The following is a 16,355-nucleotide window of genomic DNA, read 5'->3' on the forward strand; positions in this document are numbered from 1 at the left end:
GTGTCGTACTCCACACTGGGGTGCGGTGCCTGAGTCCTCGGAGCGCGGCCGATCCCGGAGGGACGCGGCGTGGCCGCCGACTCCGCCCCCGAAGTACCGCTGCTGCTCACCTCAGCAGCGATCATCCTGGAGGTCGCCCCCGTGCAGACCCAGACCCTGACCCAGACCGTCAGCACTGCCGAGAGTACGGCCGGTACCACCGGTGCCGGCACGGCCGACGGCACGGAACCGGACGCCGAGGCCGACGTCCTGGCCGCCGTCCCGCCGCAGAACCGTGCCGCGCGCCACCCCGAGACCCACTCCGAGCCCCACCCTGAGGCGCACCCGGAGACGCAGGCCGAGCCCGAGTCTGAGTCCGAGCCCGAGTCCGAGTCCGAGACCGAACCGCCCGTCGAGGCTCTGCAGGACGTTCCCGAGGACGCCCCCGAACCCGTCCCGCCACCCCGCGCCCGCACCACCGACAGCGGCAGCCCCTCCTCGGACCTGTTCCGGCAGTACCTGCGGGAGATCGGCCGCATCCCGCTGCTCACCGCGGCCGAGGAGGTCGAGCTGGCCCGGTGCGTGGAGGCCGGCCTGTTCGCCGAGGAGAAGCTGAGCGGCGCGACCGACCTGGACAGTCGGCTGGCCCTCGATCTCGACCGGCTGGTCGTCCTGGGCCGGATGGCCAAGCGGCGGCTGATCGAGGCCAACCTGCGGCTCGTGGTCTCCGTCGCCAAGCGGTACGTCGGGCGCGGGCTCACCATGCTCGACCTCGTCCAGGAGGGCAACCTCGGCCTGATCCGGGCGGTCGAGAAGTTCGACTACGCCCGCGGCTACAAGTTCTCCACGTACGCCACCTGGTGGATCCGCCAGGCCATGTCCCGCGCGCTGGCCGACCAGGCCCGCACCATCCGCGTCCCGGTCCATGTCGTCGAGCTCATCAACCGGGTCGTCCGCGTCCAGCGCCGGATGCTCCAGGAGCGCGGCTACGAGCCGACCGCGGAAGAGGTCGCCGCCCAGCTCGACCTCCTGCCGGAACGCGTCGGCGAGGTCCTGCGGCTGGCCCAGGAGCCGGTCTCGCTGCACGCCCCGGTGGGCGAGGAGGACGACGTGGCCCTCGGCGACCTCATCGAGGACGGCGACGCGGCCAGCCCCGTCGAGTCGGCGGCCTTCCTGCTGCTGCGCGAGCACCTGGAGGCCGTGCTCTCCACCCTCGGCGAACGCGAGCGGAAGGTCGTCCAGCTGCGCTACGGACTGGCGGACGGCCGGCCGCGCACGCTGGAGGAGATCGGCCGCATCTTCGGCGTGACGCGCGAACGGATCCGGCAGATCGAGTCCAAGACCCTCAACAAACTCCGCGACCACGCCTTCGCGGACCAGCTGAGGGGCTACCTGGACTGAGCGGAGCCGCTCGCCGTCACCCGGTGCGAGCGGCCCCCGCCGGTCCCGCGGACGCCCCGGAGACGCCCCTGGGACGCCTCCGGGAAGCGACCGTCAGTCGACCTCGGCCAGCGCCTGCGCGAACTGTGCCTTGTACAGCCGCGCGTAGGCCCCGTCCGCCGCCAGCAGGTCGGTGTGCGCGCCCTGCTCGACGATCGAGCCGTTCTCCATCACCAGGATCGTGTCGGCGTCCCGGATGGTCGACAGCCGGTGCGCGATGACGAACGACGTACGCCCGTGCGCCAGTTTGGCCATCGCCTTCTGGATCAGCACCTCGGTGCGGGTGTCGACGGAGCTGGTCGCCTCGTCGAGCACCAGGATCGTCGGGTCGGACAGGAACGCCCGCGCGATGGTGATCAGCTGCTTCTCACCGGCGGAGACCCCGCTGCCCTCGTCGTCGATCACCGTGTCGTAGCCGTCGGGCAGGGTACGGACGAACCGGTCGGCGTGCGCGGCCCGCGCCGCCTCCTCGATCTCGCCGCGGGTGACCTCACCCGACGCCCCGTACGCGATGTTCTCCGCGATGGTGCCGCCGAACAGCCAGGTGTCCTGGAGCACCATGCCGATCCCGGCGCGCAGTTCGTCGCGGGACATCTTCGCGATGTCGACACCGTCGAGGGTGATGCGCCCGCCGGAGACGTCGTAGAACCGCATGAGCAGGTTCACCAGCGTCGTCTTGCCGGCGCCCGTCGGGCCGACGATGGCGACCGTGTGGCCGGGTTCCACCGTCAGGGACAGGTCCTCGATCAGCGGCTTCTCCGGGTCGTACCGGAAGGACACGCCCTCCAGCGCCACCCGCCCGCGCAGCTCCGCGGGCCGCTCGGCCGCCACCGGGTCCGCCTGCTGCTCCTCCGCGTCCAGGACCTCGAAGACCCGCTCGGCCGAGGCGACGCCGGACTGCACCAGGTTCGCCATCGACGCGAGCTGCGTCAGCGGCATCGAGAACTGGCGCGAGTACTGGATGAACGCCTGCACATCACCGATGGACAGCGAACCCGACGCGACGCGCAGCCCGCCGACCACCGCGACCAGCACGTAGTTGAGGTTCGACACGAACATCATCAGCGGCTGCATGATCCCGCTGTTGAACTGCGCCTTGAACCCGGCCTCGTACAGCGCGTCGTTCTGCTCGGCGAACTGCTGTGCCGACTCCTCCTGGCGGCCGAACACCTTCACCAGCGTGTGACCGGTGTACATCTCCTCGATGTGGGCGTTGAGCTTGCCGGTGGTGCGCCACTGCTGCACGAAGTGCGGCTGCGACCGCTTGCCCACGCGGGTGGCGATGAGGAACGACAGCGGCACGGTCACCAGCGCGACCAGCGCCAGGATCCACGACACCCAGAACATCATCGCCAGCACGCCGATGACGGTCAGCAGCGAGTTGATCAGCTGGCCCATCGACTGCTGGAGCGTCTGCCCGATGTTGTCGATGTCGTTGGTGGCGCGGGACAGCACCTCGCCGCGCTGACGCTTGTCGAAGTACGACAGCGGCAGCCGGGACAGCTTCGTCTGCACGTCCTCGCGCATCCGGAACATGGTGCGGTTGACGGACCTGTTGACCAGCCGCGTCGCCACCGCCATCAGCAGACCGGCGACCAGGAACACCACGAGCGCGAACAGCAGGACCTCGCCGACCGAGCCGAAGTCGATGCCCTTGCCGGGAGTGAAATCGGTGCTCCTGAGCATGTCGGCGACGCTGCCCTCGCCGCGTTCCCGCATCGAGTCGAGAACCTGCTCCTTGCTCGTCCCGGCCGGCATCTGCCGTCCGACGATGCCCGCGAAGACCAGGTCGGTGGCCTTGCCGAGGATCTTCGGCCCGACCACGCTGAGGCCGACGCTCAGCGTCACGCAGGCCAGCATCGCGTAGAGGGTGAACCGCTCCGGCTTGAACTGGGCGAGCAGCCGCCTGCCGGACACCTTGAAGTCGAGCGAGTGGTTGTCGGGACCGCTGCCGGCCATCATGCGTCCCATGGGCCCGGCCATCAGGCAGCCTCCGCTTCCGTGAGCTGGGAGAGCACGATCTCCCGGTAGGTCTCGTTGGCCGCCATCAGCTCGCGGTGGGTACCCGTGCCGACGACCAGGCCCTCGTCGAGGACGATGATCCGGTCGGCGTCGCGGATGGTGGCCACCCGCTGGGCGACGATCACCACGGTCGCCTCGGCGGTCTCCCGCCCGAGCGCCGCCCGCAGCGCCGCGTCGGTGGCGTAGTCGAGTGCGGAGAAGGAGTCGTCGAAGAGGTAGATCTCCGGCCGCTGCACGAGCGTCCGGGCGATCGCGAGCCGCTGCCGCTGACCGCCGGAGACATTCGTGCCGCCCTGTGCGATGGGGGAGTCGAGCCCGTTCTCCAGCCCCTCCACGAAGCCCTTGGCCTGCGCCACCTCCAGCGCGTGCCACAGCTCCTCGTCCGTCGCGTCCGGGTTGCCGTAACGCAGGTTGGTCGCCACCGTGCCCGCGAACAGGTACGGCCGCTGCGGTACGAGTCCGACGGTCTTCGCCAGCAGCACCGGGTCGACCTCGGCGACGGCCACGCCGTCCACGAGCACCTCGCCCTCGGTGGCGTCGAACAGCCGGGGCACCAGACCGAGCAGCGTGGACTTGCCGCTGCCGGTCGAGCCGATCACGGCCGTCGTCTCACCCGGCCGCGCCACGAGCTCGATGGACTTCAGGACGGGCTCCTCGGCGCCGGGATAGCGGAATCCGGCCCCCCGGATCTCCAGGTGCCCGTGGCGGCGCAGCTCGGTGACGGGAGCCACCGGCGGCACCACGGACGACGAGGTGTCCAGCACCTCCTGGATGCGCTCGGCGCACACCTCGGCGCGCGGCACCATCATGAACATGAAGGTGGCCATCATCACGGACATGACGATCTGCATGAGGTAGGCGAGGAAGGCGGTCAGATCACCGATCTGCATCCCACCGCTGTCGATCCGGTGGGCACCGAACCACACCACGGCGATCGACGACAGGTTCACCGTGGTCATGACCACCGGGAACATCAGCGCGAGCAGGTTGCCGGTCTTCAGCGAGATGTCGGTGAGGTCGCTGTTGGCCTTCCGGAACCGCTGCTGCTCGTACTCGTCGCGGACGAAGGCGCGGATCACCCGGTTGCCGGTGATCTGCTCACGCAGCACCCGGTTCACGGTGTCCAGCTTCACCTGCATCGACCGGAACAGCGGCCGCAGCCGGCGCACGATCAGCGTCACGCAGATGCCCAGCACCGGCACCACGGCGACAAGCACCGCGGACAGCGGCACGTCCAGGCCGAGCGCCAGCACCACCCCGCCCACGCACATGATGGGCGCCGACACCATCAGCGTGAACGTCATCAGAGCCAGCATCTGGATCTGCTGGACGTCGTTGGTCGTCCGGGTGATCAGCGAGGGGGCGCCGAACTGGCCGACCTCGCGGGCGGAGAAGGACTGCACCCGGTCGAAGACGGCCCCCCGCACGTCCCGGCCGAGCGCGGAAGCGGTTCTGGCGCCGTAGTACACGGCGCCGATGTTGCACACGACCTGCGCCAGCGAGATGGCGATCATCACGCCGCCGAAGGACAGGATGTATCCGGTGTCTCCCTCGACGACGCCGTTGTCGATGATGTGCGCGTTCAGTGTGGGCAGGTAGAGGGTGGCGCAGGTCTGGAGGAACTGCAGCGCCACGAGCAGGGCGATGGGTTTCTTGTAGGGCCTGAGATAGGTCCGCAGTAGTCGTATGAGCACGCTACGTCTCTCGGAGTCGGCGGGGAGGAGCAGAGGAGGGGCATTGGTTGCCCCTGGCCCCTATCGTTGAACACTCCACCCGCGTTACCTCAACTGATTAAGCTGAGAGCAGTGCTTTTACGGCCGTCTCTGTCAGCCGGATGCACACCTGCACACCCGGATGGGCCGCCCGCACGCACCCGATGCGCCCCACGCACCGGGAGGCGCCCCGTACGCCGCGTAGCGCGCGCTGCTGCCGCGGAGACCGCCGCACTCCCGTCCGCGGACGCCCACGGTCCTCTTCCTGGACGTCCTTGCTCGTCTCCGCGGACGTCCTCGGTCCTATCCGCGGAACGCTCCCGGATGCGTCTGCTCCCGCACCGACACGTACTGCTGGCGCACCGCCTGCCCGACGGCCAGCTCCTCGCCCGGGTCGAGGACCTGCGCGGCCGCCCCCTGCCAGGCCGGCGGGGTCCGCGGGTCGAGGGTGCCCTGCGACGCTCCCAGCGCCCACGCGGCCTGCCGGGCGGCTCCGATCGCCGCGTAGTCCGCCGGCTGCGGCACGACGACCTGCGCGCCGAACAGCGCGGGCGCCGCCGCCTGCACGGCCGGCAGCTCGGCCGCCGCCCCGAGGAGGAAGATGCGCCGCACCTCCACGCCCCGGCCGCGCAGCACGTCGAGCGCGTCCGCGAGCCCGCACAGCATGCCCTCGAAGGCGGCCCGCGCGAAGTGCTCGGGCTTCATCGACTCGCGTCGCAGGCCCGCCAGCGTCCCGGCCGTGTGCGGCAGGTTCGGCGTCCGCTCACCCTCCAGGTAGGGCAGCATGACCAGCCCGTGCGACCCCGGCGTCGACTTCATCGCCAGGTCCGACAGCGCCTCCAGATCGGCCGCCCCGATCAGCTCGGCGGCCCCGCGCAGGGTCCGTACGGCGTTCAGGGTGGTGACGACCGGCAGATGCATGCCCGTCGCGTCGGCCAGCGAGGTGATCATCCCGCTCTGGTCGACGAGCGCCTCGTGATGCACGGCCATCACGGACCCGGAGGCGCCGAGCGAGACGACCGCGTCCCCGTGTCCGATTCCCAGCCCCAGGGCCGCGGCCATGGTCTCGCCGGTCCCGGCGGAGATCAGCAGTCCCTCAGGCGTCGTACCGGCCGCTTCGGACGGTCCGATCACCTCGGGAAGCATGGCCTGGTGACCGAGTGCCAGCTCGACGAGATCTGGCCGATAACCGCCGGTGGCGGCGGACCAGTACCCGGTACCGGAGGCTCCGCCGCGGTCGGTGGTCCTTCGTGCGGGCCGCCCGAGGAGCTGCCACACCAGCCAGTCGTGGGCCTGCAGCAGTACGGCGGTCCGGGCGGCGGCGTCAGGTTCGTTCTTCGCCAGCCAGCGCAGCTTGGTCACGGGCTGGGCGGCCTGCGGGACACATCCCACCGCCTGCGCCCATGCCTCGCGCCCGCCGACCGCGTCGATCAGGTCGGCCGCCGCGACCTGCGCCCGCTTGTCCCCGCCGACCATCGCCGGCCGCACGGTGTTGCCCTGCGCGTCCAGCGGCACGACGGCGTTCTGCTGCGAGGACACGCCGATGGCCTGTACCCCCTCGAGCAGCCCACCGCCCGCGGCCTCGCCCAGGGACAGCAGCCAGGCCTGCGGATCGACATCGGAGGGCCGCCCTCCCGCACTCTCGGCGCCTTCCATCGGATGCGGCGCATACCCCTGCCGGAGCACGGCTCCGGTGTCCGCGTCGCAGACGACGATACGAGTGAAATCGGGTGAACTGTCCAACCCGGCGACTATCCCCATGGCGAAAATTCTGCCGCACGCGCCGCTCGGGTTGGGCCGCGGAGACCGCAGGGGTGCCCCGCTCCTGCCCGGCGCGGGGCGTTGTGGCTGGTCGAGCCCCCGTGACGGAGCCGTATATGTCACATCCCCGCGGCCCCCGGACGACCGTTCCGGCGCCTCGAAGGAGCCGCTAGGTGTTGCTGGTGCCCCAGTCGTCCCCACTCGCGCCGTTGCTGTTGCGGTCGCGCAGGGACCGCACCCGGCCCGCCACCGACTCGGGCATCCGGTCGCCGACCTTGTCGCTGACCGCGTGGTACGCCTTGCCCGCGTACTGACGGCCCTGGTGGGCGGCGGTCTCGGCGGTATTGCGCACGGCGGGGTTCTGGGCGACCTGCCGGGCGGACTTCTTCAACTGCTCGTAGCGCTCGCGCCCGGCACGCGTGCCCAGTACGTAACCCGCGACCAACCCGACGACGAACGTGAGCTTGTAGCGCATGACGGCCATCCTCTCCTTGCGTAGTCCCTGGCACGACATGGGCGCCGGGGGAACCGATTGGCGGAGCACCCCCCTGCTTGCGCTAATGTATGTGTCGCAGCGAGCGAGCGCTTCCTGGCGAATACCCAGGTGAGCACGTTCGATGCAAAACGAGGCATTCCCCTGTAGCTCAATTGGCAGAGCAGCCGGCTGTTAACCGGCAGGTTACTGGTTCGAGTCCAGTCGGGGGAGCTCGGTCCCCTGTAGCTCAATTGGCAGAGCAGCCGGCTGTTAACCGGCAGGTTACTGGTTCGAGTCCAGTCGGGGGAGCATCGTGAACGAGGACCCCGTGGGGGTCCTTTTTCATGTCGGAGGGAACCGTGCAGGCCAGGGGTGCTGCCCCCATGGTCGTGCAAGGTCGACCAGCCGAAGCGTGAGATCGTATGAGCGGCTATGCTGCGGCAGACGGCGCGCACACATGTACGCGACACGCCGCTATGGGGCGGTAGCTCAGCCGGTTAGAGCAGCGGACTCATAATCCGTCGGCCGTGGGTTCGAGTCCCACCCGCCCCACCTTTCACGTGGTCTGACCTGCGGGAACGTTCTTTTTTTGGGTGTCGGATCGTCAACCTCGCCTGAACGGACTGAATCCGCTGCTCGTGGGTTTGGAGTTCGGCAGCGTTCTGAGGGAATCCAACCCCCCTGACCTGCGGCGGAGTAGGTGTTTGAGCGTGCCGCTCGCGGTCCGCGCGACTGCTCTGAGGGTCGTTCCCAAGACCGAGGGGCCGTACAGGGGCCGGGAGCGCGCGACCGGGGTCAGGCCGAGATTGTTTCCGGGCCGATTCGTTGTCCCGTTTGCTGGTTCCGTGGCATGGGCTGTCGTCCACCATGTGCAGAATCGAGTGCTGGGTCGGCACCGAAGGCGGCGCGGATGCCGGTGCATCTGGCACACAGGCGGAGGCCAGGGGAAACGGCCCGAAGAGGAAACCGCCCCACGGAGGGCGCACCGCGTTCATCAGAGCTGAGCCGTGTGCGGTCAGCGCAGAGAGCAGCGCGTAGCCAGCCGCGTCGGCGATGGACGTCACGAACGTGGAGGCCATGGCCGCGGGCGCGACAGCGGCGACCGCTACGGGATCGGGGGCGGCTCTGTGCTCGGTCCGATGCCCCCCGGCAACCCCGACGGCTGGGGTGAGCGACGTCGTCGCGCGAGGTGACGGCCGGCGAGTGGCGCGGGATGGTGCCGGGCGCACAGGCCGTAGCCACACACGCGCTCCGAGCGCCAATAGCAGCGCGGCGATGGGGAGACGGAGACTCGGCGGCCCGAAACGTCGAAGAAGCGACACACCGCGCCTGTGACGACCCCGGGCGCGGTACCCGCGAGTTCGGCACCGGTCAGCACTGCTGCCCCGACAACGTCGTGGTGTTCGCCACGATGACCGCCTTCAGCAGTTCGCCCGCCAGGCCGTGTCCTGGGCAGCCGGGCGGACCGCGAGTTCGTGGATCTCGCGGGCACCCACCAGCCGGTCCACGGTGCGGTCCGGGCCGAGGGCGGCGGCCTGGGGAGCAGCAGCGGCGCTGGGGAAAGGGGCGCGGGTCGTCCAAGGAGTGGCCAAGCCGACGACGGCCGCACCGGCGAAGGCGAGCGCGGCGGTGAAGCCGGGAAGCCGGACGTTGCGTACCAGCCGGCACAGGAACTCGATCGCATTCTCGGCGTCCTCGTCCCAGGGCGGGGCGCAGAACGCCTCGATGCAGACGGCAGGCAAGACACCGGAGTGCGCAGGACGAGCAATTGCAGCGCACTGACCAGGCAGAGCGCAAACACGCTCTGCAGAACCAGAACGACCCCGAGGGCGATCAATGCCTTCCTCAGCACGTGAAAGCCTCTTGGTCCGCGTCGGTCCCGACGCTCGCGCTGTGCAGGGGCAGGCGGCGTCCGCTCCGAGCAATCGACGGTATCCGCCGATCCAGGGCTCCTGCTCCGACCGGCTTGCTACGCATCGCTTCCATGCGTGCACGCTATGTTCACCCGGCTGGTCGGGCACGCCGAGTGGTTCAACAGGCTGAGCACGTGCGCGAGGGGCTTTTCCGCCGGTACCGGGCGGTCCAGGCCGCCCCCGGACAAAGGCCCTGGCGGAGCGGGGCGGGGCCCCTCGAATATCACCACAAACGGTGGTGCACCCACCTGTCCTTGCACGGGCGTCCGGCGGCCGGCATGCCCCGGTCGGCGGCTCGGGGCAGCTCTTAACCCGATCGTGTGGCGTGCCTGGCCAAGTGTGGCTGTGTTGCGCGCCGGTTTGTGGCACTCGCGGCGCAGGGTGCTTTCGTCTGGGAGCCGGGTACGCGACGGCTCCTGTGGCTTGTCCTGACGGGCCTGGCCGACGTCCGGCCATTCTCCTGCGCGTCGTCCGGTTGCCGAAGGCGTTCGTCCGCAAACGCAAACGCAGAGGGAGAGACCGTGGTGGCAGGAAACGTCGGCGACAGTCGCGGGGTGTCCGCGCAGCTTCTCAGGGGGCAGAAGGCGCTGGTGACCGGCGCCAACTCGGGCATCGGCCTGGCGACCGCGATTGCCCTGGGCCGGGCCGGAGCCGATGTCGTGGTGAACTACGTCGTCGGTGCGCCCGAGGCGGACAACGTCGTGAAGGAGATCGAGGGCTTCGGGGTCCGCGCCTACGCCCATGAGGCCGACGTGTCCGACGAGGACCAGGTGACCGCCATGGTCGCGCGGATGGTCGAGGAGTTCGGCACCATCGACATCATGGTGGCCAACGCGGGTCTCCAGCGGGACGCGGCCGTGACGGAGATGACGCTCGCCCAGTGGCAGAAGGTCATCGACGTCAACCTGACCGGCCAGTTCCTGTGCGCGCGGGAGGCCGCCAAGGAGTTCGTCCGGCGCGGAGTGGTCGAGGAGGTCTCCCGGTCGGCGGGAAAGATCATCTGTATGAGCTCGGTCCACCAGATCGTCCCGTGGGCGGGGCACGTGAACTACGCCTCCTCCAAGGGCGGTGTGGGCATGCTGATGCAGACCCTCGCCCAGGAGCTCGCCCCGAAGCGGATCAGGGTCAACGCGGTGGCGCCCGGTGCCATCCGCACGCCGATCAACCGCGACGCCTGGTCCACCCCCGAGGCCGAGGCCGATCTGCTGCGGCTGATCCCGTACCGCCGCGTGGGCGACCCGGACGACATCGCCAACGCCGTCGTCGCCGTGGCTTCCGACCTGCTCGACTACGTCGTCGGCACCACCCTCTACGTCGACGGCGGAATGACGCTCTTCCCCGGCTTCGCCACCGGAGGCTGATCTGCGATGCAGGATCACATCACGCCCCGCCGGGTGGTGATCCTCGGCGGAGGGTTCGCGGGGCTGTTCGCCGCCCGTGCCTTACGGAAGTCGCCGGTGGCCGTGACCGTGGTCGACCGCCGCGCCCACCACCTCTTCCAACCGCTGCTGTACCAGTGCGCCTCCGGCATCCTGTCCGAGGGGCAGATCGCCCAACCGCTGCGGGGTGTCCTGCGGCGCCACCACAACGTGCGCTGCATGCTCGCCGAAGCCACCGACGTGGATGCCGGTGGCCGGGCGGTGTACGCCCGGCGGCCCGACGGCGGAGTCGTCCGGCTGCCTTACGACGATCTGATCGTCGCGGTGGGGATGCGCCAGTCCTACTTCGGGCACGACGAGTTCGCCGCGCACGCCCCCGGCATGAAGACCCTGGACGACGCGCTCGACATCCGCCGACGGATCTACCGGGCATTCGAGATGGCCGAGACGGCGGCCAACGAGCGGGAACGGAAGAGGTGGCTCACCTTCGCGCTCGTCGGCGGCGGGCCGACCGGCGTCGAACTCGCCGGACAGATCCGGGAGATCGCCGGCCACACGCTCGACCGGGAGTTCCAAAGGATCGATTCCGCCAAGGCCCGGGTGCTGCTCTTCGAGGGGTCCGACGCGGTGCTGGGCGCGTTCGGCCCCCCGCTGGCCCACCGTGCGGCGCGAACCCTGCGGCACCTCGGTGTGGAGCTCCACCTGGGCACGCGGGTCACCGACATCGACGCGCACGGCCTGACGGTACGAGACCGTGACGGCAGGACGACCTGGTTCGGCGCACGCACCGTGCTGTGGACGGCGGGCGTCGAGGCCCCGCCGATCGCCGCCGCGCTGGCCCGGGCGACCGGCGCCGAGCAGGACCGGGCCGGACGCATCCTCGTCGAACCCGACCTCACCGTGCCCGGCCATCCGGAGATCCGGGTCACCGGTGACGTGATGAGCCTGAACCGGCTGCCGGGCCTGGCCGAGGTCGCCATGCAGTCCGGGGCGTACGCGGGCCGGACGGTGAGGCACCAGGTCGAAGGCAGGACGAAGAAGCCGAAACCCTTCAAGTACGTGGATCTCGGCAGCGCCGCCTACATCGCCCGCGGCCGGGCCGTGGTCAAGGCCGGCCCGCTGCACCTGTCGGGCTTCACCGGCTGGCTTGCCTGGCTCTTCATCCACCTGGCCTTTCTCACCGGCTTCCGCAGCAGGCTGGGCGCTGTGCTCAGCTGGTCCGTCGCCTTCGCCACCAGCTCGCGCCGCGAACGCGCCTTCACCCTGCCCGACACCGACGGATCGGCGGCCAGGGCGGGCGGCCCGAAGGCACCGCCGCCTCCCTGAGGACGCGCCCGGGCCGATTCTCTACGGGCGTTCTCCGCATCCTGTCCCTCCTCAGCCCGCCACTCCGGCAGGGCAGACCATCGAGGCGCACATGCTCAGCACCGTTGCACTTCTGGCCGACAGCACCCCGGCCCAACTCCTGCCGGCCCGAGAGCTGATGGCCTTCACCCTGGCCTCGCACATCCTGCTGGTCCCGTTCGGTGTCGCGCTGCCGTTCATCACGCTGCTCATGCACCACCGGGCGCTGCGCCGCAACGACCCCGTCGGCCTCCTGCTCGCCCGGCGCTGGTCGGCGGTGATGGCCGTCCAGTTCGCCATCGGCATCATCACCGGCACCGTGCTGTCTTTCGAGTTCGGCCTTTTGTGGCCCGGCATGATGGGCCGCTGGGGCGACGTCTTCGGCCTCGGGTTCGGCGTCGAGGCCTGGGCGTTCTTCCTCGAGGCCGTCCTGATCGCGATCTACCTCTACGGCTGGCGCCGGCTCAAGCCGTGGACGCACTTCTGGCTGGCCGTACCGCTGCCGCTGGCGGCTCTGATGGGGGCGTTCGGCATCATCGCGGCCAACTCCTGGATGAACACCCCCCAGGGATTCAGCCTCGACGCTCAGGGCAAGCCGATCCACGTCGACGTGCGACAAGCGATCTTCACACCGATGTTCGGCCCGGAGTACTGGCACTTCGTGGTCGCGATGCTCCTGACCGCCGGCTACGTGGTCGCCGGTGTCTACGCGGTCGGCTGGCTGCGTGGCCGCCGCGACCGCTACCACCGGCTCGGGTTCACCGTGCCGTTCACCGTCGCCGCGATCCTCACCCCGGTCCAGTTCATGCTCGGCGACTCCGCCGCCCGTGCCGTCTTCCACAAGCAGCCGATCAAGTTCGCCGCCACGGAGATCGTCTGGAAGACCGACACCCACGTACCGGAGTACATGTTCGGGCGCCTGCACCCCGACGGGACGATCTCCGGCGGGATCAAGATCCCCCAACTGGACTCGATCCTCGCGGGCTTCAAGCCCAGCACCCAGGTCACAGGCCTGACCTCGGTCCCCGCGAGCGACCGTCCGACGGCCACTCAGGCCACCATCGCCCACTGGGCCTTCGACATCATGGTCACCATCGGCAGCCTGCTGATCCTGCTCGCGCTCTGGTACGCCTGGTCCTGGTGGCGGCACCGGGACAACCCCGGCAGCCGCTGGTTCTACCGCTGCGCCGCGCTCGCGGGAGTCGCCTGCCTGCTCACCGTGGAGTGCGGGTGGATCACCACGGAGGTCGGACGTCAGCCCTGGATCGTCTACCAGCACATGAGGGTCTCGGAGGCGGTGACCGACACCGGTGCCGGAGCGCTGTGGGCGATGCTCGGCATCGTCATCGTCGTGTACGTGGCTGTCTTCGGCGCGTTCCTCGCGGTCGTCCTGAAGATGCGCACCCGCTGGCGCATCGCGGACGAGGGCGCGGCCGCCGCGCGCGCCGAACCGCCGCCGGAGACCGATACCCCCTACGGGCCCAGGAGCGAGCCCGAGCCGACAGCTACCGGGGCAGCGCCTGACGGCGGCTCCGGCCACACCTCTGGCGGTGCGTCGTAATGGCCGAATTCATCGCATGGGTGCTGGTGGTCGCGATCGCCGCCTACGCCTGCGCCGGGGGCACCGACTACGGCGCGGGATTCTGGGACCTCCTGGCGGGCGGGGCGGAGCGCGGCAAGCGGCCACGCTGGCTGATCGACCACGCCATGGCACCGGTCTGGGAGGCCAACAACGTCTGGTTGATCTTCGTTCTCGTGATCATGTGGACCGGTTTCCCGACGATGTTCCAGGCCGTCTTCTCCGCCATGTGGCTGCCGCTCGCCCTCGCCGCCGTCGGCCTCGTGCTCCGCGGCGCCGGGTTCGCCCTGCGCAAGCCGACCCGCCGCCTGGCCCAACAACGGATCTACGGTGCGATGTTCGCCGTCTCGTCACTGGTGACGCCGTTCTTCCTCGGTGCGGTGCTCGGCGGCATCGCCTCCGGGCACGTCGAGGTCGGCACGACCGCCTCGGCCGGCGCCTGGGCCAATGGAACCTCCGTCCTGACGGGACTGCTGGCCGTCGCCGCCACCGCCTTCCTCGGTGCGGTCTTCCTGTGTTCCGACGCCCTTCGGTTCGGCGCGGCCGACCTCGTCGACTATTTCCGCCTGCGCGCGCTGCTCGCCTTCGCCGCGGTCGTCGTTCTCGCACTCATCGCCCTGCCGGTCACCCACGACGACGCCCGGTACGTCTGGGACGGTCTCACCGGGGGCATGGGACTGCTGCTGATCGTTCTCGCCGCGGTCTGTGGTCTGGCCACGGTGCTGCTCGTGTGGCGCCGGACCTACGGTTGGTCCCGCTACACGTCGGTGGCGAGCGTGGCCCTGGTCGTCGGCGCCTGGGGCTTCGCGCAGCGGCCCTACCTACTGCCCACCACGCTGACGGTGACCGAGGCGGCCGGCGCCCCGCACACCCTGCGCTGGCTGATGATCGTCACGGCCATCGCGATCGTGCTGGTCGGTCCCGCGCTGGTTCTGCTCTACCGGCTCGACACCATGGGGGAGTTGGAGGAGCTCACCGACGCCGACACCCGGGCCGCCAGAGCGCCCGGTGGCGATCTGTAGTGGCGCTCGACCAGTCCACGGAGCGAGGGAGCCGCCGGTCAGTTCAGCCGGGCGGCGATGTGGTCGCCGACCCGCAGGGCGTTGGCGATGGCGGTCAGTGACGGGTTCACCGCGCCGATGCTGGGAAAGAAGCTGGTGTCCACGACGTAGAGGTTGTCGAGGTCGTGGGCCTTGCAGTTGACGTCGAGGGCCGAACTCCGTGGGTCGTCGCCGAACCGCACGGTGCCGGCCTGGTGCGCGGTGGCACCGATCGGCATGCCCTTGTGCAGGTAGATGCTGTGGTCCAGCAGGTGGTGCTCGTGCATGCCCAGGTGCCCGAGCATGCCCCGCAGCTTGTGCTGGAGGCGCTTGAGTCCGGCGATGTTGTTCTTCTCGTCGAGAGCCAGGTGGATGGCGTCGTCCTTGTCGAGGGTGACCCGGCTCTCGGGCAGCGGGAGGTCCTCCCCGCACAGCCAGAAGTCGACAGCGTGGTGCGCCAGTACCTCGAAGGGCATGTCGGGCATGACGGCGCCGGCCCAGCGGGGCGCCTCGCCGTGGATCTGGTCGGCGTCCGACTTGCCGAGCATCTGGATGCCGCCGAGCGGATACTCCCAGTCGTCCGCGCCCAGATACCAGTCGTTCAGCGCCAGGGTCTTCTGGAACCTGGTGGGGTTCGGTTCCTTCGACACGGCCATCAGCGCCAGGTTGTTGTGACGCATGTAGTGGCGTCCCACCACGTCCGAGCTGTTGGCCAGGCCATCGGGGTGCTTGTCGTTGGCCGAACGCAGCAGCAGGACCGCGGAGTTCACCGCTCCGGCCGCGACCACCACGATGTCGGCGCTGAATTCCTCGGTCGCTCCGTTGTCCAGTTCGGCGACGACTTTGGTTACGGTGCGTCCGGTGGGGTCGGTCTCCAGGCGCCGCACGTTCGCGTCGGTCACCATCGTGACGTTGTCGTGCCTGAGCGCCGGGTCGACGCAGATCACCTGCGCGTCGGACTTGGCGCCCACCAGGCAGGGGAAGCCGTCGACGCGGTCGCAGCGGATGCAGACGCTCTGGTGGGTGGCCCGGCCGTGCTCGTCCTGGGTGAGGTTGACGCCGATCGGCAGGTGGAAGGGGTGCAGACCGGCCTTCTCCAGATCGTCGCTGAGCTGCTGGATGCGCGCCTCGTGCTCGACCGGCGGGTAGGCGTACTGCGCGCTGGTCGGCCCTGCGGTGGGGTCCTCGCCGTGGCGCCCATGCACCAGGTAGAGGTGCTCGGCCTGGGTGTAGTACGGCTCCAGGTCCTCGTAGCGGAGCGGCCAGGCCGGAGAGATGCCGTCGTGGTGGCGCAGTTCGCCGAAGTCCTCGGGTCGGAGCCGGAACAGCGCGGCGCCGTAGAACTTGGTGTTGCCCCCGACGTAGTAGTTCACCTCCGGCGGGAACTCCTTGCCGTGCTTGTCGAACCAGAACTCCGGGGCACGGTACTTGCCCTTGACGAAGACGGCGGTGGAGTCCCAGTTGTCCCGCTCCCGCGGCAGATAGCCGCCGCGCTCCAGGATCAGGATCCGCTTTCCGGTGGGTGCCAGCCGATGGGCGAGCGTACCGCCGCCCGCTCCCGTACCGATGACGATGACGTCGTAGTCTTGATCGTCGGCCATGAGAGGGTCCCGTTCTAGGCGCTGTTTCTCGGATCTCCTGACGCGGGTGGGGTGTTGGGGTCAGGCTGACTGTATGGGTCGCGGGGATCTGACGAACGCGGAGTGGGATC

General features: G+C 69.8%; 10 protein-coding genes, 3 tRNA genes and 1 pseudogene. 8 read left to right on the top strand and 6 right to left on the bottom strand.

Going from position 1 to position 16,355, the window contains the following annotated elements; all coding sequences use genetic code 11:
• The first annotated feature begins 25 nt into the window (after positions 1-25).
• Positions 26-1,380 (top strand): annotated as a pseudogene (locus ACFVYS_RS15785) (RNA polymerase sigma factor).
• 93 nt (positions 1,381-1,473) lie between these two features.
• Here the strand turns inward: ACFVYS_RS15785 and ACFVYS_RS15790 are convergent.
• The 4 genes from ACFVYS_RS15790 to ACFVYS_RS15805 all read right to left on the bottom strand — a co-directional run bounded on the left by ACFVYS_RS15790 (position 1,474) and on the right by ACFVYS_RS15805 (position 7,389).
• Entirely contained in the window at positions 1,474-3,402 is a 1,929-nt protein-coding gene (locus ACFVYS_RS15790; protein WP_389502402.1) for an ABC transporter ATP-binding protein, read from the bottom strand.
• On the bottom strand, positions 3,402-5,135 hold the full coding sequence (locus ACFVYS_RS15795; protein WP_389502404.1) for an ABC transporter ATP-binding protein: 1,734 nt from the start codon (positions 5,133-5,135) through the stop codon (positions 3,402-3,404). The genes ACFVYS_RS15790 and ACFVYS_RS15795 overlap by 1 nt, the downstream gene beginning before the upstream one ends.
• Before the next feature lie 321 nt (positions 5,136-5,456).
• Positions 5,457-6,914, bottom strand: coding sequence for an FGGY-family carbohydrate kinase (locus tag ACFVYS_RS15800; protein ID WP_389502406.1), 1,458 nt, complete (start codon positions 6,912-6,914; stop codon positions 5,457-5,459).
• Positions 6,915-7,083: 169 nt separating this feature from the next.
• Complete coding sequence (locus tag ACFVYS_RS15805) at positions 7,084-7,389, bottom strand: YtxH domain-containing protein (RefSeq protein ID WP_389502436.1); 306 nt, start codon at positions 7,387-7,389, stop codon at positions 7,084-7,086.
• A 158-nt stretch (positions 7,390-7,547) separates the two neighbouring features.
• Here ACFVYS_RS15805 and ACFVYS_RS15810 point away from each other — a divergent pair.
• The 3 genes from ACFVYS_RS15810 (at position 7,548) to ACFVYS_RS15820 (ending at position 7,941) form a co-directional block, all read left to right on the top strand.
• Positions 7,548-7,620 (top strand) — tRNA-Asn (locus tag ACFVYS_RS15810).
• Positions 7,621-7,625: 5 nt separating this feature from the next.
• Positions 7,626-7,698: transfer RNA gene (locus ACFVYS_RS15815), tRNA-Asn, on the top strand.
• Between the two features lie 169 nt (positions 7,699-7,867).
• Positions 7,868-7,941 (top strand) — tRNA-Ile (locus ACFVYS_RS15820).
• A gap of 869 nt (positions 7,942-8,810) precedes the next feature.
• Here the strand turns inward: ACFVYS_RS15820 and ACFVYS_RS15825 are convergent.
• The gene (locus ACFVYS_RS15825) at positions 8,811-9,131 is read right to left on the bottom strand and encodes a hypothetical protein (protein WP_389502408.1); all 321 of its coding nucleotides are present in this window, start codon (positions 9,129-9,131) and stop codon (positions 8,811-8,813) included.
• Positions 9,132-9,856: 725 nt separating this feature from the next.
• Here ACFVYS_RS15825 and ACFVYS_RS15830 point away from each other — a divergent pair.
• From ACFVYS_RS15830 to ACFVYS_RS15845, 4 genes are all read left to right on the top strand, one after another.
• Positions 9,857-10,663: an SDR family oxidoreductase gene (locus ACFVYS_RS15830; RefSeq protein ID WP_389502409.1), complete on the top strand. Its 807-nt coding sequence runs from the start codon at positions 9,857-9,859 to the stop codon at positions 10,661-10,663.
• 6 nt (positions 10,664-10,669) lie between these two features.
• A complete protein-coding gene (locus tag ACFVYS_RS15835) occupies positions 10,670-12,007 on the top strand; it encodes an NAD(P)/FAD-dependent oxidoreductase (protein ID WP_389502410.1) in 1,338 nt (445 codons plus the stop codon).
• A gap of 91 nt (positions 12,008-12,098) precedes the next feature.
• Positions 12,099-13,586 (top strand): cytochrome ubiquinol oxidase subunit I, encoded by a 1,488-nt coding sequence (locus ACFVYS_RS15840; protein WP_389502412.1) that lies wholly within the window; start codon positions 12,099-12,101, stop codon positions 13,584-13,586.
• The gene (locus tag ACFVYS_RS15845) at positions 13,586-14,626 is read left to right on the top strand and encodes a cytochrome d ubiquinol oxidase subunit II (RefSeq protein ID WP_389502414.1); all 1,041 of its coding nucleotides are present in this window, start codon (positions 13,586-13,588) and stop codon (positions 14,624-14,626) included. Before ACFVYS_RS15840 ends, ACFVYS_RS15845 begins: the two co-directional genes overlap by 1 nt.
• A 38-nt stretch (positions 14,627-14,664) precedes the next feature.
• Here ACFVYS_RS15845 and ACFVYS_RS15850 read toward each other — a convergent pair whose 3' ends face one another.
• Entirely contained in the window at positions 14,665-16,245 is a 1,581-nt protein-coding gene (locus ACFVYS_RS15850; RefSeq protein WP_389502415.1) for a GMC oxidoreductase, read from the bottom strand.
• Between the last annotated feature and the right edge of the window lie 110 nt (positions 16,246-16,355).

The organism is Streptomyces sp. NPDC058295, from assembly GCF_042880655.1.
Lineage (GTDB): Bacteria > Actinomycetota > Actinomycetes > Streptomycetales > Streptomycetaceae > Streptomyces > Streptomyces coriariae.